Origin of the sequence: Bradyrhizobium sp. USDA 326, from assembly GCF_049739485.1 — a bacterium.
Lineage (GTDB): Bacteria > Pseudomonadota > Alphaproteobacteria > Rhizobiales > Xanthobacteraceae > Bradyrhizobium.
The window spans coordinates 2274760-2292896 of the sequence record NZ_JBMGQA010000001.1 but is presented as its reverse complement, the minus strand read 5'-3'; the positions used below and the strand labels follow the sequence as shown (position 1 = coordinate 2292896).

At 64.8% G+C, this 18137-nt stretch carries 16 protein-coding genes; 10 read left to right on the top strand and 6 right to left on the bottom strand.

Annotation, left to right across the window (positions count from 1 at the left end):
* Positions 1-13: 13 nt before the first annotated feature.
* Complete coding sequence (mutS, locus tag ABIG06_RS10930; protein ID WP_370136351.1) at positions 14-2752, bottom strand: DNA mismatch repair protein MutS; 2739 nt, start codon at positions 2750-2752, stop codon at positions 14-16.
* A gap of 215 nt (positions 2753-2967) precedes the next feature.
* Here mutS and pcaF point away from each other — a divergent pair, with 215 nt between their 5' ends.
* The 5 genes from pcaF (at position 2968) to ABIG06_RS10905 (ending at position 8769) form a co-directional block, all read left to right on the top strand.
* The gene (gene pcaF, locus ABIG06_RS10925) at positions 2968-4176 is read left to right on the top strand and encodes a 3-oxoadipyl-CoA thiolase (protein ID WP_124160231.1); all 1209 of its coding nucleotides are present in this window, start codon (positions 2968-2970) and stop codon (positions 4174-4176) included.
* Between the two features lie 202 nt (positions 4177-4378).
* On the top strand, positions 4379-5080 hold the full coding sequence (pcaH, locus tag ABIG06_RS10920; protein WP_124160232.1) for a protocatechuate 3,4-dioxygenase subunit beta: 702 nt from the start codon (positions 4379-4381) through the stop codon (positions 5078-5080).
* Between the two features lies 1 nt (position 5081).
* Entirely contained in the window at positions 5082-5684 is a 603-nt protein-coding gene (gene pcaG, locus ABIG06_RS10915; protein WP_370136350.1) for a protocatechuate 3,4-dioxygenase subunit alpha, read from the top strand.
* A gap of 256 nt (positions 5685-5940) precedes the next feature.
* Positions 5941-7629: a methyl-accepting chemotaxis protein gene (locus ABIG06_RS10910; RefSeq protein WP_370136349.1), complete on the top strand. Its 1689-nt coding sequence runs from the start codon at positions 5941-5943 to the stop codon at positions 7627-7629.
* 75 nt (positions 7630-7704) lie between these two features.
* On the top strand, positions 7705-8769 hold the full coding sequence (locus ABIG06_RS10905) for a phosphotransferase (RefSeq protein ID WP_124160235.1): 1065 nt from the start codon (positions 7705-7707) through the stop codon (positions 8767-8769).
* A gap of 123 nt (positions 8770-8892) precedes the next feature.
* Here ABIG06_RS10905 and ABIG06_RS10900 read toward each other — a convergent pair whose 3' ends face one another.
* Genes ABIG06_RS10900 through ABIG06_RS10890 form a run of 3 tightly spaced genes read right to left on the bottom strand, consistent with a single transcriptional unit; the run spans position 8893 to position 12138 of the window.
* Entirely contained in the window at positions 8893-10449 is a 1557-nt protein-coding gene (locus tag ABIG06_RS10900; RefSeq protein WP_124160236.1) for an MDR family MFS transporter, read from the bottom strand.
* Positions 10450-10493: 44 nt separating this feature from the next.
* A complete protein-coding gene (locus tag ABIG06_RS10895; RefSeq protein WP_370136347.1) occupies positions 10494-11663 on the bottom strand; it encodes an HlyD family secretion protein in 1170 nt (389 codons plus the stop codon).
* Complete coding sequence (locus tag ABIG06_RS10890) at positions 11656-12138, bottom strand: MarR family winged helix-turn-helix transcriptional regulator (RefSeq protein WP_370136345.1); 483 nt, start codon at positions 12136-12138, stop codon at positions 11656-11658. Before ABIG06_RS10890 ends, ABIG06_RS10895 begins: the two co-directional genes overlap by 8 nt.
* Before the next feature lie 157 nt (positions 12139-12295).
* On the opposite strand from ABIG06_RS10890, the gene ABIG06_RS10885 reads away from it, so the two are divergent.
* The 3 genes from ABIG06_RS10885 (at position 12296) to ispG (ending at position 15235) form a co-directional block, all read left to right on the top strand.
* Positions 12296-12790, top strand: a complete 495-nt coding sequence (locus tag ABIG06_RS10885) for a Fur family transcriptional regulator (RefSeq protein ID WP_124160239.1) — start codon at positions 12296-12298, stop codon at positions 12788-12790.
* A 35-nt stretch (positions 12791-12825) separates the two neighbouring features.
* Complete coding sequence (locus ABIG06_RS10880) at positions 12826-13809, top strand: DMT family transporter (RefSeq protein WP_370140819.1); 984 nt, start codon at positions 12826-12828, stop codon at positions 13807-13809.
* Positions 13810-13951: 142 nt separating this feature from the next.
* Entirely contained in the window at positions 13952-15235 is a 1284-nt protein-coding gene (gene ispG, locus ABIG06_RS10875; RefSeq protein ID WP_370136343.1) for a flavodoxin-dependent (E)-4-hydroxy-3-methylbut-2-enyl-diphosphate synthase, read from the top strand.
* 9 nt (positions 15236-15244) lie between these two features.
* Here ispG and ABIG06_RS10870 read toward each other — a convergent pair whose 3' ends face one another.
* Positions 15245-15667, bottom strand: a complete 423-nt coding sequence (locus ABIG06_RS10870; protein WP_370136341.1) for a type II toxin-antitoxin system VapC family toxin — start codon at positions 15665-15667, stop codon at positions 15245-15247.
* Positions 15660-16049: a DUF7662 domain-containing protein gene (locus ABIG06_RS10865; RefSeq protein WP_424578275.1), complete on the bottom strand. Its 390-nt coding sequence runs from the start codon at positions 16047-16049 to the stop codon at positions 15660-15662. The genes ABIG06_RS10870 and ABIG06_RS10865 overlap by 8 nt, the downstream gene beginning before the upstream one ends.
* A gap of 119 nt (positions 16050-16168) precedes the next feature.
* Here ABIG06_RS10865 and ABIG06_RS10860 point away from each other — a divergent pair, with 119 nt between their 5' ends.
* Positions 16169-17065 carry a TauD/TfdA dioxygenase family protein gene (locus ABIG06_RS10860; protein WP_370136335.1) on the top strand — a complete coding sequence of 299 codons (897 nt, stop codon included), beginning with the start codon at positions 16169-16171 and terminating at the stop codon, positions 17063-17065.
* Positions 17066-17296: 231 nt separating this feature from the next.
* Positions 17297-18112, top strand: a complete 816-nt coding sequence (locus ABIG06_RS10855) for an N-acetylmuramoyl-L-alanine amidase (RefSeq protein WP_370136333.1) — start codon at positions 17297-17299, stop codon at positions 18110-18112.
* Positions 18113-18137 lie beyond the last annotated feature (25 nt).

The window sequence follows — 18137 nt, the reverse complement described above, 5'->3', positions numbered from 1 at the left end:
ATGACGGTCTCATTTACGGCTTCGGCAGCCTCGCCTTCAACGCATATAGCGCGTCGAGCGCTTCCCGCGGCGACATCTCGTCGGGGTGCAGCGCCTTCACCGCTTCCATCAGCAACTCGGCCTCGCTCGGCGGCGCGGCTTCCGCGGCGGCGCGGGAGGGGACTGCGAACAGCGGCAGGTCGTCCACCAGCGCGCGCGCGGTCTGGCCGCGGTCCTGCGCCTCCAGCTTAGAGAGCACGGATTTGGCGCGTGTGATCACCGCCGGCGGCAGGCCGGCGAGTTTCGCCACCTGGATGCCGTAGGAGCGATCGGCCGAGCCCGGCAGCACCTCGTGCAGGAACACGACGTTGCCCTGCCATTCCTTGACGCGCACGGTGGCGTTGAACATCCGCGGCAGTTTTGCCGAGAGCGCGGTCAGCTCGTGATAATGCGTGGCGAACAATGTGCGGCAGCGGTTGCTCTCGTGCAGATGCTCGATCGCGGCCCAGGCGATCGAGAGGCCGTCGAAGGTCGCGGTGCCGCGGCCGATCTCGTCGAGAATGACGAGCGAGCGTTCGCCGGCCTGATTCAGGATCGCCGCGGTCTCGACCATCTCCACCATGAAGGTGGAGCGGCCGCGGGCCAGATCGTCGGCGGCGCCGACGCGCGAGAACAGGCGGTCGACGATGCCGATCCGCGCGCGCGTCGCCGGCACGAAGCTGCCGATCTGAGCCATCAAGGCGATCAGCGCGTTCTGGCGCAGGAAGGTCGATTTACCCGCCATGTTGGGGCCGGTCAGCAGCCAGAGCTGACCGGACTTCTGCGCTGGCGCAGGCGACAGGTCGCAGGCATTGGCGATGAACGGCTCGCCGTTGCGCTTCAGGGCCTGCTCGACCACGGGATGGCGGCCGGCCTCGATCGCAAAGCTGAGCGAGCCATCGACCTCGGGCCGCACATAGTTCTCGTCGACCGCGAGCTTGGCCAGCGACGTCGCGACGTCGAGCAGCGCAAAGCCTTGCGCCGCGGCGCGCAGATCGTCGCTGATCTCGAGCGCTCTCGCACAGAGCCTTTCGAAGATCTCGAGCTCGAGGCCGAGCGCACGGTCGCCCGCATTGGCGATCTTGGCTTCGATCTCGCCGAGCTCGGAGGTGGTGAAGCGCACTTGCCCGGCCAGCGTCTGGCGATGGATGAAGGTGGCGTTCAGCGGCGGCGACATCAGCTTGTCGCCGTGCTGGGCCGTGACCTCGACGAAATAGCCGAGCACGTTGTTGTGCCGGATCTTCAGAGCCTTGACGGAGGTCGCGTCGGCGTAGCGCGCCTGCATCGAGGCCACCACGAGGCGTGAGGCGTCGCGCAGGTTCCGCGCCTCGTCGAGGGCGGGTTCAAAGCCGGGACGAACGAAGCCGCCGTCGCGCTTGATCAGGGGCAGCTGCTCGTCGAGCGCACGGGCAAATTCGGATGCGAGTTCGCGCGACGGTCGTTGCAGCGCCGCCATCACGGCCACGATCTCCTGCGGCGGCTCGTCCAGTTCGGAGAGTCGCGTCAGCACCTGGTCGGCGGCGATGATGCCGTCGCGGATGCCGGCAAGGTCGCGCGGTCCGCCGCGGCCGACCGAGAGCCGAGCCAATGCGCGCGACATGTCGGGTGCGCCGCGCAAGATGCTGCGGATGTCCTCGCGTGCCGCGGAATCGGCAACGAAGGCGCTGACCGCGTCGAGCCGCCGCGCGATCGCCGGCGCGTCGGTCAGCGGCGCCGCCAGCCGCTGCGCCAGCAGGCGAGAGCCGGCGGAGGTCACCGTGCGGTCGATGGCGTCAAGCAGCGAGCCGCGGCGCTCGCCGGCCAGCGTCCGCGTCAGCTCGAGATTGGCGCGGGTGGCCGGGTCGATCGCCATGGTCGCGCCCGAGGCCTCGCGCGCGGGCGGCGACAGCGGCGGATGCTTGCCGACCTGCGTGCGGTCGACATAGGTGACGGCCGCGGCCGCGGCGGTGGCCTCCAAGCGCGTCAGCTGGGAGAGCCCGTCCATGGTCGCGACGGCGAAGTAGTCGCACAGCCGCTTCTCGGCGGTCGCGCCGTCGAAGACATCGCGTGTCAGCGGCGTCACGGCCGGCAGCTCGCGCAGGGTCTGTCCGAGCTCGCTGTCGTTGTAGAGCGCGTCGGTGACGATCGCCTCGTTCGGATTGATCCGCGCCAGCGTCGCGGCGAGGTCGCCGCCGGAAGCTTCGGTCACCATGAACTCGGCGGTCGAAATGTCGATCCAGGCGAGGCCGAAGCGGTCGCCGCCGGCGGAGGAGCGGGCACGTGCGATCGCCAGCAGGTAATTGTTGGCGCGCGCGTCGAGCAGCGTGTCCTCGGTCAGCGTGCCCGGCGTCACCAGCCGCACCACGCCGCGCCGCACCACGCTCTTGTTGCCGCGCGCCTTGGCTGCAGCGGGATCCTCGGTCTGCTCGCAGACCGCGACCCGGTGGCCGGCGCTGATCAGGCGATGCAGATAATCCTCGGAGCGCTCGACCGGCACGCCGCACATCGGGATATCCGCGCCCTGGTGCTTGCCACGCTTGGTCAGGACGATGCCGAGCGTTTTCGAGGCGATCTCGGCGTCCTCGAAGAACAGCTCGTAAAAGTCGCCCATCCGGTAGAACAGCAGCAAGCCCTGATGCGCCGCCTTGATCTCAAGGTACTGTTCCATCATCGGCGTGACGCGCGCGGCGGCTTCGGCCTGCGGCGCGGGCGTGTTGTCGGGGGGCGGGACAGGTATTGGCTGTTGCATCGTCATGGGCGGCGCAACCTACAAAATTTCGCCCCTTGCTCCTATCGCTTTGGCCGGAGAGACGAGGTTTTCCACGTTGTCCGCACGGTGGCATGCGCTTGCGGCGTGCGGCCCCTTCGGAACACGCGCGCATCAGTCAATTGACCTGCCGCGGGCGCCCTCCTAAAACTCCGCCGACATTGAAGAATTTGGCCGGACCGCGGCATTCAGGGAGAACAACGATGCGTGACGTCTTTATCTGCGATGCCGTGCGGACCCCGATCGGCCGTTTCGGAGGCTCGCTCGCCAAGGTGCGCGCCGACGATCTGGCCGCTACCCCCATCAAGGCGTTGATGGCAAAGCACCCCAATCTCGATTGGGCGCAGGTGGACGAAGTGTTCTTCGGCTGCGCCAACCAGGCCGGAGAGGATAACCGCAACGTCGCGCGCATGGCGCTGCTGCTGGCGGGCCTGCCGGATTCGGTTCCCGGCCAGACCCTGAACCGGCTCTGCGCCTCGGGTCTGGATGCAGTCGGAGCCGCGGGCCGCGCCATCCGCTCCGGCGAGATCGAGCTCGCCATCGCAGGCGGCGTCGAATCGATGACGCGCGCACCCTTCGTGATGGGCAAGGCGCAGGAAGCTTTCTCGCGCTCCGCCGAAATCTTCGACACCACCATCGGCTGGCGCTTCATCAATCCGCTGCTGAAGGCGCAGTACGGCGTCGATGCCATGCCCGAAACCGGCGAGAACGTCGCCGAGGAATTCCAGGTTTCGCGCGCCGACCAGGACGCTTTCGCCATCCGCTCGCAGCAGCGTGCGGGCAAGGCCATCGCGGCCGGCTATTTCGCGGAAGAAATCACGCCGATCACCATTCCCGGCGGCAAAGCCGGTCCGATCACGGTCGACAAGGACGAACATCCGCGCCCTGAAACCACGCTGGAAGGTTTGGCAAAACTGAAGCCGATCGTGCGCAATCCCGGCACGGTGACGGCCGGCAATGCCTCGGGCGTCAATGACGGTGCCGCCGCCATGATCCTCGCCTCGGAAGCCGCGGTGAAGAAGCATGGCCTGACGCCGCGCGCACGCATTCTCGGGCTTGCCTCGGCCGGTGTGCCGCCGCGCATCATGGGCATCGGCCCGGTGCCGGCCACCCGCAAGCTGATGGAACGACTCGGCAAGAAGATCAGCGATTTCGACCTGATCGAGCTGAACGAAGCCTTCGCCTCGCAGGGCATCGCCTGCATGCGCCAGCTCGGCGTTGCCGACGATGCTGATTACGTCAATCCGCATGGCGGCGCCATCGCCCTCGGCCATCCACTCGGCATGAGCGGCGCGCGCCTCGCGCTCACCGCCGTCCACGGCATGGAGAAGCGCGGTGGCAAGCTGGCGCTGGCCACCATGTGCGTCGGCGTCGGCCAGGGCGTCGCGGTTGCGATCGAGAAGTTGAACTGACGGGACGCGTAGCGTCCCGTCATCCCGGGCGGTGCACTTGCACCGACCCGGGATCTCGAGATTCCGGGTTCAGCCCTGCGGGCTGCCCCGGAACGACAGCTTCGGGAAGCCGCGAAACCCGCTTCCCCAAATTAGTTATGTCCTATAGTGATCGGCGAAGCGTTGACCGGCCGGACCGAAAACGGCCTGGGAGGAGTTCGCCATGACATTCATCTATCCCCCGGACAGCAACAAGGCGCATCCGCTGCCGCTGTCGCCCGAATACAAGAGCTCGATCAAGCGCGCGCCGAGCAAGCCCTTGATTCCGATGCGCCACACCTTGTCGGAGCTGACCGGCCCGGTCTACGGCCACGAGACCGTGCGCGATGGCGACAACGACCTCACCACCCAGCACAGCGGCGAGCCGCTCGGCGAGCGCATCATCGTGCATGGCCATGTGCGCGACGAGGACGGCCGCGGCGTGCCAAACTCATTGATCGAGATCTGGCAGGCCAATTCCTGCGGCCGCTATGTTCACGTCCGCGATCAGCATCCGGCGCCGCTCGATCCGAATTTCACCGGTGCGGGCCGCACTTTGAGCGATGCTTCCGGCTATTATCGCTTCGTCACCATCAAGCCCGGCGCGTATCCCTGGGGCAATCACCACAACGCCTGGCGCCCCGCGCACATTCATCTCTCGGTGTTCGGCTATTCCTTCGTCACGCGCCTCGTGACGCAGATGTATTTCCCGAACGATCCCTTGTTTCCGTTCGACCCGATCTTCAACTCGGTGCCGGACGAGAAAGCGCGGGCGCGAATGGTTTCCTCGTTCGATCTCGAGAACACCCAGCCCGAATGGGCGCTGTGCTATCGCTTCGACATCGTGCTGCGCGGCAAGAACGCTACGCCTATGGAGAACCACTAAAGTGCAAGAGTCTGTGAAGCCTGACGGTATCACCCCATCGCAGACGGTCGGTCCGTTCTTCAAATACGGCCTGACGCCGAACGGCGAATATGCCTGGAACGACGCGTTCACCAACTCGACGCTGACTGCCGACGTCTCAGGCGACCGCATCCGCATCGAGGGTCGCGTGTTCGATGGCGACGGCGTCGCCGTGCCGGATTGCATGCTGGAGATCTGGCAGCCGGATGGGCAGGGACGTTTCGCCGACCCGCAGGACAAGCGTGCGCTGCCGAATGCGAGTTTCCGCGGCTTTGCCCGCTGCGGCACCGACAAGGACGGCAACTACGCCTTCGAAACCATCAAGCCGGGCGCGGTGCCGGATCCCGACGGCAAGCCGCAGGCGCCGCACATCCTGCTTGCGGTGTTCGGCCGCGGCATGCTGCGGCATCTCTACACCCGCATCTATTTCAGCGACGAGGCCGGCAACGTGGCCGATCCGGTGCTGGCGCTGGTCCCGGCTGACCGCCGCGCCACGCTGACTGCGGTGCGCGAGGCCGGCAAGGCGGTTTACCGGCTCGACCTGCACCTCCAGGGTGACGACGAGACGGTGTTCTTCGAGGTCTGAGCGAATATGTGCCGATGACGCCAGGTCGTCGGCACCACGTTCTCATCCAGCGCAATCGCGATCGGCGTTGCCTTGATCCGGCCCGATCCTCTCCAGGCTCCGGTGCGTCAGTCCCACTGACCCAAATCCGGTTGATCGACGTTCAATCCCGTGATTTTTCGGAGCCTTTCTTTCGAGACCTCCCCGCAGGGCAATCCTGCATTTACCATATTGATCTAGGCTCCTCGCGATTTCAGCGCGCGCCCTGGATTATTTCATGAAGATTCGCCTGTCATTGTCGGCCGCGATCATCGCTTTCGGGATCGTTCTTGCCATTGGCTTTACTGCGGTCGTTTCCACCAGCCTCTATGCGCTGCGCGAGCTCAAGGTCGGTGGGCCGCTCTATTCCGACATCAAGCTCGGCAACGACCTCATCGCCGACATCCTGCCGCCGCCGGAATACGTCATCGAGGCTTATCTTGAGGCTACCCTCGCCATGCGCGAGCCGGACCAGCTGGCCGCCCATGGCGAGCGCCTGGTCCAGCTCCGCAAGGATTACGACGAGCGCAAGGCCTTCTGGGTCTCCTCCAGCCTCTCGGCCGACCTCAAGACCGCGCTGGTGTCGAAGTCCGATGCGGAGGTGCAGAAATTCTGGAAGGCGTCCGACCAGCTCCTGCCCGCCCTCAAGGCCAAGGATGCAGCTGGGTCCGAGCGCGCCTATGCGCAGGTCAAGGACGCCTATACCGCGCATCGCGCCGTCATCGACAGCATCGTCGAGAACGCCAACAAGCGGAATGCCGCGATGGAGAAGCTGGCCGCGGACCGCGACAGCTCCATGCTCTATATCCTCCTCGGCGTCTCCGCCGCCGTTCTGGCCTTCATTGCCGCCGGTCTGCTCGGCGTTGCCCTCGGCGTGGTGCGTCCGATCGTGCGCATGACGGATACGATGCAGAAGCTCGCGACCGGCGATCTCGCCGCCGACATTCCGTTCGCGCACCGCAAGGACGAGGTCGGCTCGATGGCGGGTGCGCTTGTGGTGTTCAAGCAGGCGGCGGTCGAGAATTCCCGTCTGCGCGAGGAACAGTTGCGGCAGGAGCAGGAGGCGGCGCTTGCCAAGCGCTCCGCCTTGCACCAGATGGCCGAAACCGTCGAGCGCGAGACCGGCCGCTCGGTCGATACCGCAACCGCGGCGACGGCAGGCATCGAGCGGGCCGCCTCCGGCCTGTCGGAGATCGCGAAGTCGCTCTCTGCGCAGTCTCAGGCGGTCGCGGCGGCCTCCACGCAGGCCCTCGGCAGCTCGCAGGCCGTCTCGGCCGCAGCCGAAGAATTGAGCGCCTCGATCCGCGAGATCGCAAGCCAGGTCGCGCGCACCAGCGCGGTCACCAAGTCGGCGGTCGCCGGCCGCGAGCAGGCGCGCTCGACCATTCAGACGCTGGCCGGATCAGTGAAGAAGATCGCCGAGGTCTCCGACCTCATCGGCGGCATCGCGGGCCAGACCAATCTCCTCGCACTCAACGCGACGATCGAGGCGGCACGCGCCGGCGAAGCCGGCCGTGGCTTCGCGGTGGTTGCCGCCGAGGTGAAATCCCTGTCCGATCAGACCGCCAAATCCACCGATGAGATCGGGCGGCTGATTACGGAAATCCAGACTTCGACCCAGGCCGCGGTCGATGCCGTCGAGGCCATGGGGGGCCACATCGTCGAGATCGATGGCGTGGCGACCTCGGTCGCCGCCGCGATGGAAGAGCAGGACGCGGCGACACGGGAGATCACGCGGTCGATCTCCGAATCCGCCTCCGCGGCGAAGGAGGTCTCGGCGAAGATCGGCGATGTCAGCCGCGACGCTGCCTCCGTCGACCAGCGCGCCGCGGATGTAAGGCAGGCAATCTCCGGGATGGCGGCCAATCTCGAACAGCTGCGATCGGTCGTCGTGCGAACCGTGCGCGACTCGACCGCGGCAGCCTGAGCCCGGCGGCCGCTCGGCCGCTGGTGCCCGGGAGTGTGATCTTCAGTATGGCGCGGGACAGGGGCATCGTGGTTCATGACATCTCCACAATTGCCGGCGGTCGTTGAGCCCGCCCGACTGACGGCCGCCCTGCGCAGGGGCGGCGTGCTCGACGCCGGCGCGGTGCGCGAAGTGAAGGTGCTGCATCAGCGCGACACGGTCGTGTCGCACATTCTCCGTCTTGGCCTGCGTTACGTCGGCGAATCCGCCGGCGCTCCGCAGTCGCTGATCCTGAAGACTGCAAATGCAGCTTTCGCCGAGAAGCTTGCCAATGGCGGCAGGCGGGAGGTGGAATACTACACGCAATTGACGCCGAGCATGCCGCCGGGACTGGTGCCCCGCTGCTTCGACGGATATTTCGACGAAGCCAGCCTCACCTGGTATCTTCTGCTCCAGGACCTCACTGACAGCCACGACATCGCGACGGTTTGGCCGCTGCCGCCGTCGCGGAAGCAGGCGATTGCGATCGTCACCACGCTCGCGCGTTGGCATGCGGCCTGGTGGGACCATCCGAGCCTCGGCGGCACCGTCGGCACCTGGGCGAGCCCTGAGGACAGCGCGGAGCGCATGGAGACGTTCGCGGGTCATTACGACCGCTTTGCCGACGCTCTCGGTGATCGCCTCAGCGAGGAACGACGTACCCTCTATCGTCGCCTCATCGATCAGTCGGAGCGACTGTCCCAGCGTTATCACTCGCGCCGTCACACAAGCATCACCCATGGCGACGCTCATGTCTGGAACTTCCTGCTGCCGCGCGCCGGCGTTGCCGATACCGTGCGCATCTTCGATTTTGATCTGTGGAGCGTCAACGTTCCAACCCACGACCTCGCCTATATGATGGCCATGCATTGGTATCCGGAACGCCGGCAGGCACTCGAACGCCCGTTGCTCAATGTCTACCACGATACGTTGATTGAAAGCGGCATCACCGGCTATACGCGCGGCGCGCTCGATCGCGACTACCGCTGGGCGGTGCTCTGGCAGATCACGAGGCCGGTCTGGCAGTGGAGCATCAACATCCCGCCGCTGATCTGGTGGAATAATCTGGAGCGGGTGTTTGCGGCCGTGGATGATCTGGGCTGCGAGGAATTGTTGGGATGATCTCTCCTGGACGCAGCGCAGCACGCAGTGGTGCGCTGCTGAGGCGGGGCCCAGGTCGGCCAGCAGAATAGGTCCCGGTTCTGCGGCGCATCGCTAGGCGCTGCACCGCGCCCCGACCCGGGTCTACTCCATCACCGCGTGCTCCGGCCCCGCCGCCTGCTTGCGCAGCGTGGCCTTGGTCGAGCCGATCAGGAACGCGAGCGGGATGGTGCAGAGGATGAAGACCATCACCAGTTGGTAGTCGTGAGCGAAGGCGATGATCTGCGCCTGCACGCTGATCATCCTGTCGGCCATGGCGCGGCCGACGTCGGTGGACAGATTGATCATGCCGCTGACGCTGGGCATCTGCAGCGCATGGTTGAACGGATTGACGTGCTCGGAGAGGATCGCATAGGTCCGCCGCGTGCCCTGCGTCAGCTCGGCGATGACGACGGAAATGCCGACCGAGCTCGCGACGTTGCGCATCAGGGTGAGCATCGCGGTGCCGTCGGTGCGCAGCTCGTTCGATAGCGTCAGGAACGCCACGGTCGAGAGCGGCACGAAGACGAGGCCGAAGCCGAAGCCCTGGATGACGCTCACGGTGACGATCTCCGGCACCTGGGTCAGGTCGGTCCAGCCGGTCATCTGGAACAGCGAGCCCGCGGTCAGCGTCAGGCCGGAGATGATCAGCGTGCGCGCCTCGAAATAGCGCATCATGCGGCCGACCAGCATCATGGCGAAGAAGGTGCCGATGCCGCGGCTCGCCAGCAGCAGGCCGGCGGTGATGATGGGATAGCCGATCACGTTTTGCATGTAGGGCGAGGCCAGCGCCATGGTCGAGAACAGCACGAGCCCCATCACGATCATGAACACGCAGCCGGTGACGAAGTTGCGGTCTCGAAACAGCGCGAAGCGGATGAACGGGGTCGAGGTCGTGAACGAATGCGCGAGGAAGAAATAGAAGGCGACGGCCGAGACGATGAACTCCGCCAGGATCTCGTTGGATTCCAACCAGCCCAGTTGCTCGCCGCGGTCGAGCGCGAGCTGCAGCGCGCCGATCGCGATCGCCAGTGCGGCGAAACCGAACCAGTCGAATTTGAGGCTGAGGTCCTTCCTGGTCTCGTCCATGAAGAGGATCAGCCCGAGCACGGTGATGGCACCGAACGGCAGGTTGACGAAGAACACCCAGTGCCAGGAATAGGTCTCGGTGAGCCAGGCACCCAGAGAGGGTCCCATGATCGGACCCATCATCACGCCCATGCCCCAGATCGACATCGCCTTGGCGCGTTCCTGAAGCGTGTAATAGTCGAGCATGACCGACTGCGACAGCGGCACCAGAGCCGCGCCGAACACGCCTTGAAGCAGGCGGAACAGCACCATCTGGTTGATGTCCTGCGCGAGGCCGCACAGCACCGACGCCATGGTGAAGCCGGCCGAGCAGATGATGAAGATGCGCTTGCGGCCGAAACGGTTGGCGATCCAGCCCACCGGCGCCGTCATGATTGCGGCGGCGACGATGTAGGAGGTCAGCACCCAGTTGATCTGGTCCTGCGACGCAGACAGCGTGCCTTGCATGTATGGCAGGGCGACGTTGGCGATGGTGGTGTCCAGCGCCTGCATGACGGTCGCGGTCATGGCGCAGATCGTCACCATGTTCCGGCGCAGGCCGGGGACCATCAGGCTGGCATTGGCTTCGGACATTGGATCAGTCCTTGTCGCAGTCTCTAGCTTGGTCTTTCCTAGTCCTAGTCCTGGTCCTTGTCCTGGCCCGCGGTCGCCGACAGGCCGAGCAGGCCGGCCAGCGTGCGCTTGTGGCCGGTGTCGATGGTGGCATAGACGCTCATGCCGGCCTTCAGCTTCCGCACATATTTGTCGGTCTCGTCGAAATAGATGCGGATCGGCACGCGCTGTACCACCTTGACGAAGTTGCCGGTGGCGTTCTGCGGCGGCAGGATCGCGAATTGCGCACCGGTGCCCGGCGAGAGCGAGCCGATCTTGCCCTTGAAGACGTGGTTCGGAAACGCGTCGACCTCGAGCGTCACGGGCTGTCCTTCGGTGACGTAGGTGAGGTCGCTCTCCTTCGGGTTGGCGTCAACCCAGGGATGGGCGACGTCGATGATGGTGAATACCGGCGTGCCGGCGGCGACATAGCGGCCGAGCTGGATCTGCTCGACCTGCGTCGCCACCCCGCCCATCGAGGCGCGCACCACGGCGTGGTCGAGATTGCGTTCGGCATTGTCGAGCTTGGCCTTGGCCTCCGCATAGGCTGGGAATTTTTCCAGCGGCAGGTCGGGATCGCCGAGTAGCTGGGTCTTCGCCGTCGAGAGCTGCTGCCTGACATATTGCGCGATGGACCCGGACGTGACCAGTGCATTCGCTGCGTTGTCGAGATCGAGCTGCGAGCCGAAACTGTTCTTCACCAGAGCCTGCTTGCGCTCGACGTCGCGCTGCTTCAGGTCGACGCCCTGCTGAGCGAGATTGAGCATGTCGCCGTAGATCTTGATGTTGGCGCGGAGATTGTCATAGGTCGTCTGCGCCTGCGTCAGCTGTGCTCTGGCCTCGTCCACCGCGAGGCGGAACGGCACCGGGTCGATCTCGAACAGCACGTCGCCCTGCTTGACGAACTGGCCCTCCTTCACGACCACCTTCTGGATCTTGCCGGAGATGTCGGGCGTCACCAGCACCTTCTGCGCGCCGACATAGGCGTCGTCGGTGCCGACATAGCGTCCGCCATTGAGATAGAAGGTGAGGCCGCCGATGGCGACCACGACCGGCAGCACGACCAGGAGCAGGAAACGGCGATAGCGGCGCAGGCCCGCCACCAGGCGGCGGCGCGGATCGGAGCCCGCTTTCTTCGCCGGCTTGCCGCTCTCGCCCTTCTGCTCGGGCTGGAACTTGAGGACCTGATCAGCCATAGCGCTGCTCCTTACGCGCTTGTTCCGCGCCGCTGGCCTGGATCGCGGTCCGCACGTTTTCCTTGATGGTTTCGAGCTGGGTGAGGAGACGATGGGCATCCGCCGGATTGATGCCGTCGAGTGCGTTGGCGGTGATTTCGGACCTGAGCCCGCTCATCCGGCCGAGCAGCTGCCGGCCGGACTTCTTCAGGTAGAGGCGCTTGACACGGCGGTCCGAGGCGTCGCTGCGCCGTTCGAGCCAGTCATTGTCGCAGAGCTTGTCGATCAAGCGGGTCAGCGTGATCGGTTGCACCTCGAGCAGTTCGGCGAGTTCCGACTGCTTCATGCCCTCGCTGCGCTCGACCTTGGCCAGCACGGCCCATTGCGCGCGGGTGATGCCGAACCGCGAGGCCTCCTTGTCGGCATAGACGCGCAGCAGGCGGTAGAGCTCGGCGAGCGTGAACAGGAAATTCTGGTCGACAGACCCGCGGGTCATGAGCTTGGTCTCCAATAAGCAGGAGATATCATAAGCAAGCTTATGATTATTTCATGGCGGATTAACGGGTGGCTGTCCCGCAATGCCAGCATGGCTGGCAGCCGTTCGTAGCGTCGTGCTTTGGGTTCCCGGGCCAAAATGCTAAAAGGTTTATCGCATGACCCTCGCTAAGCCGGCATTTCCCGCGCCAGATCACGATCACCGCCGCTGCGCCGCGGATGCGCTCGCGCATGCCGAGGCGGTCTGCGAGCAGCGTGCGCAGAAGTTCACGCCAATTCGCCGTCAGGTGCTGGGAGCCTTGCTTTCCAGCCACCGCCCGCTCGGTGCCTATGAGGTGATCGACGAACTGGCAAAATCGATGGCGCGGCCGGCGCCGATCACGGTCTATCGTGCCCTCGATTTCCTGATGGCCAACGGCCTCGTGCATCGCATCGAGAGCCGCAATGCCTATCTCGCCTGCGCCGCCCATGATCACGATGCGACCTCGGCTGTCGCGTTCCTGATCTGCGAGCGCTGTGGCCTCGTCGGTGAGATTCCGTCGGCGTCCTTTGCCGGGGATCTCAATGCGGCCGCGCGCTCCTCGGGCTTTGCCCCCAAATTGTCCGTGGTGGAGATCACGGGCGTCTGCACCCATTGTCAGAAGATTGCATAGACCAACAACGGCGCAAAGCCGGTATTCGGGAAGAGATGTCCTCAGCTCAAATCGTACCCTCCGCCGCACGCCCCCTCAGTGCCGGCGCCATCGCCCTCATGCTCATGCTGTGCCTGACCTGGGGGTTCAACCAGATCGCGGTGAAGCTGGTCCTGCCGGACATTCCGCCGATGCTCCAGGCCACGATCCGCTCGATGGGCGCGCTGCCGGTGCTGTTCATCATCGGCACCTTTCGTGGCGTCAATTTCTTCGAACGTGATGGCACCTGGAAGCCCGGCCTGATCGCCGGGCTGATGTTCGGCATCGAATTCGTGCTGATCTTCCAGGGGCTGCGTCTCACGTCTGCTTCGCGTGCGGTGGTGTTCCTCTATACGGCGCCGTTCTTCGTTGCGCTCGGCTCCTACCAGGTGCTTGGAGAGCGTCTTGGCAGCTCGCAATGGCTGGGCCTGGCCATCAGCTTTGCCGGCGTCGCCCTCGCGATCGGCGTGCCGCAGCCCAATGTCGATTCGCATGTTCTGCTCGGCGATCTCATGATCGTCGGCGGCGCTGCGCTGTGGGCCGCGACGACGCTGGTCGCCAAGGGCACGCGGCTGCGATTCGCCGCGCCCGAGAAGGCGCTGGGCTATCAGGTCGCCACCTCGATCCCGATTCTGGGGATGGCGGCCTGGTTGTTCGGCGAATCCATCACACACATGCCGGCGCCGCTTTCGCTCGGCCTGATGGCGTTCCAGGCGATCTGGGTGGTGGGAACCACGTTCACGCTTTGGTTCGCGCTGGTGAAGACCTACTCAGCCAGCAAATTGTCCGCTTTTACCTTCATCACCCCTTTGTTTGGCGTGGTGGGTAGCTATTTCATCATGCACGACAGCCTGAGCCTGACATTCGGGGCCGCCGCGGTCCTTGTAATTGCTGGGCTTTTCCTGGTTAACCGTCCGAGTGCGGCCGTTCAGGAGCTCCCTCTCCCGGTGCCGCAAGCTCGTAAGGGAGCTCCTGAACCGGAGGCCGCACTCGATTCATAAGTTCTTGGTATTCCTTTGAATTCCAAGTTCGCTCGGGGGCGCCGCAAGGGAGGCGAACTTCGAATTCAAAGGAATACCCTCATCGGCTGCGGCGCCGCGTGATGCATTGCTGAACGTCACCAAAACCTGATATTTGGACCCCATGAACAAGCTCGAAAACCCTCTCGATTCCGACCTCGCAGGCCCGGCGCCCCGGCACCGGACCACCCAGGTCAAGGTCGGCAACGTCGCCGTCGGTGGCGGTGCGCCGATCGTCGTACAGTCGATGACCAACACCGACACCGCCGACATCGACGGCACCATCGCCCAGGTCGCAGCGCTAGCGCGCGCCGGCTCCGAAATGGTCCGCATCACCGTGGACCGCGAGGAGGCCGCCGCCGCGGTTCCGTACATCCGCGACGGCCTTGCCAAGCGCGGCATCACCACGCCCCTGATCGGCGACTTCCATTATATCGGCCACAAGCTGCTCGCGGCCTATCCGGCCTGCGCCGAGGCGCTGGCCAAGTATCGCATCAACCCCGGCAATGTCGGCTTCAAGGACAAGCGCGACACCCAGTTCGCCGACATCATCGAGATCGCGAACAAGAACAACAAGCCGGTCCGCATCGGCGCCAATTGGGGCTCGCTCGACCAGGAGCTTTTGACCAAGCTGATGGACGAGAACGCCGCGTCTGCCAATCCGCGCGACGTGCGCGCGGTGACGCGCGAGGCCATGGTGCAATCGGCCCTCTTGTCCGCCGCGCGCGCCGAAGAACTCGGCATGCCCAAGGACCGCATCATCCTGTCGGCCAAGGTGTCGGCGGTGCAGGATCTGATCGCCGTGTATCAGGATCTCGCGTCTCGTTCCGATTATGCCATCCATCTCGGTCTTACCGAGGCCGGCATGGGCTCGAAAGGCATCGTGGCGTCCTCGGCCGCGCTCGGCATCCTGCTGCAGCAGGGCATCGGCGACACCATCCGTATCTCGCTGACTCCGGAGCCTGGCGGCGACCGCACCCGTGAGGTGCAGGTCGGCCAGGAGCTCCTGCAGACCATGGGCTTCCGCACCTTCGTGCCGCTGGTTGCGGCCTGCCCCGGCTGCGGCCGCACCACCTCGACCACGTTCCAGGAGCTGGCGCGCTCGATCCAGGATTTCATCCGCGACGAGATGCCGACCTGGAAGACGAAATATCCCGGCGTGGAAGAACTCAACGTCGCGGTGATGGGCTGCATCGTCAACGGCCCCGGTGAGTCCAAGCATGCCAATATCGGCATCTCCTTGCCCGGCACCGGCGAAGCGCCGGCCGCACCTGTCTTCGTCGATGGCAAGAAGTTCCGCACGCTACGTGGCCCCACCATCTCGGCCGACTTCAAGGCGCTGGTGATCGACTACATCGATCAGCGCTACGGCCAGGGCGCCAAGGTGCCGGCGCCTGCGGCGGAGTAGTTTTTCAGGTCAGCATGCGATCGTGCTGACCTGGCCCGCTTCTCCATACTTGAGCAGCAACCGATCGCGCGTGATCAGCGCAGCTCCGAGGTCGCGAGCAGTCGCGAGTATAATGCGATCTGCGGGGTCACGGGGCGGCTCGCCGGGCAGAAACGACGATGCGATCAAAATATCGGGGGAGAGCTCGGCCAAGTGTACCCCTTCGATTGCCAGGAATCGTTGGAACCAGCGTTCGGGTGTCGTGGAGAGGCCCAACCGATTGCGCGAGACCAACAGGCCGATTTCCCAGGCAGTGATAGCGGAAACGAAGATCGTGCGACCGGTCCGGTAGGCGTCGTCGATGACCTCCTTTGCAGCCGCGGCGATCGGCTGGTCTTCGACCGCCCAGATCGCTGCGTGCGTGTCGAGCAGGAGTGGCGCCGGCTTACTCATAAACCTTTGCCCAATCGGGGTCCGCCGGCTCAGTCAAGTCCACGCCCGCCGGCACGTGCGCCAATCCCTTCAGGGCACCAAAAAGCGGATGGCGACCGCTCTTCCTCGTGCGCAGGAAATTGGCTTCCGGAGCCTTCTGCTCGATCCGGCGAAACACGACCTTGCGTGCCTTCGTGTCCACTTGCTCGGTTCGGAAGCCGGCCGCCAACCAAACCTTGGTCATGACGTTGTTCGTGGGGTTGTTGCTCCACCATGCCGGATACTGGGGTGAGCTGGGAGGCAGTTTCCCGCCGATCACCCGCTCGATATCGGCAAAGGACATTGGCACTTCCCGGGTCCGCTGGGATTTCAGGAACTCACCAAGTCGATCATATTTTCCCATAGTCAAACTCCATCTATAAACACTACTAAAGCTTTAGGAGTGTGTCAAGATTGCGCCGTGGACCCTTGCCCTCACATCGGTAAGGCCTACGATGGCTCAGAACGATCGGGAGACACGCCATGAGCTCACTCGCCGGCAAGCAGGGTCCGCGCTATCGCCACACGATGGACGACGGCGCGCCGTACGAAACTATCGCGGTCGAGAAGCTCACCCCAATCATCGGCGCGGAAATCAGTGGCGTCGATATCGGCAAGCTCGTCGATGGCGACGCGCGCTCCAACCGGCAGATGGACGAGATCCATCGCGCGCTCGCCGAAAACCTCGTCATCTTCTTCCGCGGCCAGCACATCACGCCGCAGCAGCATCTCGCTTTTGGCCGCAAGTTCGGCGAATTGCATGTCCATCCCGCGGCGCCCCACGAGGACGACGATCCGGCGCTGATGAAGATCTACGCCGACAAGAACTCGCCGCGCGCCAATGGCGAGGGCTGGCATTCCGACGTGTCCTGCGATCTCGATCCGCCGATGGGCTCGATCCTTTACATCAGGCAGTGCCCGCCGCGCGGCGGCGATACTCTGTTCGCCAACATGTATGCAGCCTATGAGGCGCTGTCGGACCGCATGAAGGCCTATCTCGATGGGCTCACCGCGCTGCACGATGGCGAACCGATCTATCGCGGACTCTACGCCAATTACGGCGTCGCCGACCGTCCCTCGTATCCGCATGCCGAGCATCCCGTCGTGCGCACGCATCCGGTCACCGGCAGAAAGGCGCTCTACGTCAACCGCGGCTTCACCCGCCACATCAACGGCATCCCGCGCGACGAGAGCGATGCGATGCTGGCCTATCTCTACCAGCACGCCGAGAACCCGCTGTTCCAGTGTCGCTTCCGCTGGACCGAGAACGCCATCGCCTTCTGGGACAACCGCTGCACCCAGCACCGCGCGATGTGGGACTACTGGCCGCACACGCGCTCGGGCACGCGCGTGACGGTGAAAGGGGAAAGGCCGGTGTAGGCTGATCTAGCGCCCCGGACGCGGCGCAGCACGCAGTGATGCGCTGCTGAGCCGGGGCCTATTCTTGCGGAGAAAGCTGGTCCCGGCTCTGCGTCGCGTCATTCCATGCCGGGCCGCGTCCGGGACACGAACCGATCTCGCGTTGACGTCCTCGCGCTGCCGCGCCAATCTTCCCGAAAACCAACTGCGGGCTTCATTGGTCGCCCGCGGATCACGGCAGCGGAGCAGCGCTTGGGGCAACCGCGGAGCATCATCGCCGGGCTGGTCGCGTCGATCCTGTTGTCGTCGCTCGCCATTATCGATGCCGGCGACGCTGCTGCCGCGCGAAAGATTGCAAGACCCAGACCTAAGCCGTCGCCCGCACCAGTCAAATGCGAGGTGCCGAAATTCCGGATCGTCGTGGATGTCGGGCACACCCCCGACTCCTACGGCGCGTTGAGCGCGCGCAATGATCCGGAGTTCGGCTTCAACTTCCGCCTCGCACGGCTCATCACGGCCAAGCTCAAATCCGAAGGCTTTGCCGCAACCCGCCTGCTCGTCACGGATGGCAAGGCACGGCCGAGCCTGTTCAAGCGCATCGGTGCCGCGAACGAAGGCCGCGCCGATCTGTTCCTGTCGGTCCATCATGATTCGGTGCCGGACAAGCTGCTCGAGACCTGGGAATTCGACGGCGCAAAAAGCTATTTCAGCGACCGTTTTTCGGGGCATTCGCTGTTCGTGTCGCGACAGAATCCGCACTTCGCCACCAGCCTGATGCTGGCCCGGATGATCGGCAGTCAGTTGAAGCAGCAGGGCCTGCACTATGCCAGCCAGTACACCTTGCCCTTAATGGGCCGCTACCGGCGCCAGCTGCTCGACAAGGACGTCGGCGTCTATCGCTATGACGGGCTCATTGTGCTGTCGCGGACGAGGAGCGCCGCCGTGCTGATCGAGGCCGGCTCGATCATCAATCGCGACGAGGAGATGGAGATGAACTCGGCGGAGCGGCACGAGGCCGTCGCGGGAGCCGTCGCGGCTGCAATGAGGGAGTTTTGCGACAGGCGCTAGCTTGCCTGGCCGCTTCAAGCGAAGA

Coding starts and splice junctions, on each gene's coding strand:
- mutS (WP_370136351.1), bottom strand. CDS start 2,752: ATGACGATGCAACAGCCAATACCTGTCCCGCCCCCCGACAACACGCCC.
- pcaF (WP_124160231.1), top strand. CDS start 2,968: ATGCGTGACGTCTTTATCTGCGATGCCGTGCGGACCCCGATCGGCCGT.
- pcaH (WP_124160232.1), top strand. CDS start 4,379: ATGACATTCATCTATCCCCCGGACAGCAACAAGGCGCATCCGCTGCCG.
- ABIG06_RS10910 (WP_370136349.1), top strand. CDS start 5,941: ATGAAGATTCGCCTGTCATTGTCGGCCGCGATCATCGCTTTCGGGATC.
- ABIG06_RS10905 (WP_124160235.1), top strand. CDS start 7,705: ATGACATCTCCACAATTGCCGGCGGTCGTTGAGCCCGCCCGACTGACG.
- ABIG06_RS10900 (WP_124160236.1), bottom strand. CDS start 10,449: ATGTCCGAAGCCAATGCCAGCCTGATGGTCCCCGGCCTGCGCCGGAAC.
- ABIG06_RS10895 (WP_370136347.1), bottom strand. CDS start 11,663: ATGGCTGATCAGGTCCTCAAGTTCCAGCCCGAGCAGAAGGGCGAGAGC.
- ABIG06_RS10890 (WP_370136345.1), bottom strand. CDS start 12,138: ATGACCCGCGGGTCTGTCGACCAGAATTTCCTGTTCACGCTCGCCGAG.
- ABIG06_RS10885 (WP_124160239.1), top strand. CDS start 12,296: ATGACCCTCGCTAAGCCGGCATTTCCCGCGCCAGATCACGATCACCGC.
- ABIG06_RS10880 (WP_370140819.1), top strand. CDS start 12,826: ATGTCCTCAGCTCAAATCGTACCCTCCGCCGCACGCCCCCTCAGTGCC.
- ispG (WP_370136343.1), top strand. CDS start 13,952: ATGAACAAGCTCGAAAACCCTCTCGATTCCGACCTCGCAGGCCCGGCG.
- ABIG06_RS10870 (WP_370136341.1), bottom strand. CDS start 15,667: ATGAGTAAGCCGGCGCCACTCCTGCTCGACACGCACGCAGCGATCTGG.
- ABIG06_RS10865 (WP_424578275.1), bottom strand. CDS start 16,049: ATGGGAAAATATGATCGACTTGGTGAGTTCCTGAAATCCCAGCGGACC.
- ABIG06_RS10860 (WP_370136335.1), top strand. CDS start 16,169: ATGAGCTCACTCGCCGGCAAGCAGGGTCCGCGCTATCGCCACACGATG.